The organism is Bradyrhizobium sp. 18BD, assembly GCF_054185225.1.
Map to the genome: position 1 here is coordinate 1 of NZ_JAVAYL010000176.1, position 469 is coordinate 469.

Annotated in this window: 1 protein-coding gene; it reads right to left on the bottom strand. The window is 58.8% G+C overall.

The features are described from left to right. The coding region (locus RAD16_RS40945) for a FimD/PapC N-terminal domain-containing protein (protein ID WP_458163682.1) at window positions 1-469 on the bottom strand (469 nt) is incomplete at both ends.

Here is a 469-nt window from a genome sequence, read left to right on the forward strand (position 1 = left end):
GTATTTCGGTGGGATATAGCCTCTGGCGCTGGCAACCATCGCCGCCTGCGGGATGCTAATGTCGAGACGTTGCTGCGCAAAATCAAAGCGGGTCCGGGCGGCCGGTATCGCACTGGCGAGATCCGGACAACTTCCTGCCGCCGCCTTCGCCAACAGTGGAAACGCCCCGGTGTTTACCCCCATATTTTTAAGCATTTCAGGCGTCAGGCAGGCGCGTAATCCGCTGTCATCGGTGGGCGCGCTTTTTCCCGTCGTTTTCACCACCTGGAAGGCAATGTCTCTGGTCGCGAGAAACGTATTGTTCAGGTAAACGTCAACGCGATACATCCCCGCCGCCTGGGCATTACGGGAAAAGGTCGATAAGTCGGCCACCGCAGACGGGTCGTCAGACAGAAATGCCGGGTTGAAATAGTTTTCCGCCCACCCCGGCGCAGGCGCCAGTGCGATAGCCAACGCCAGCGGGGTTAAT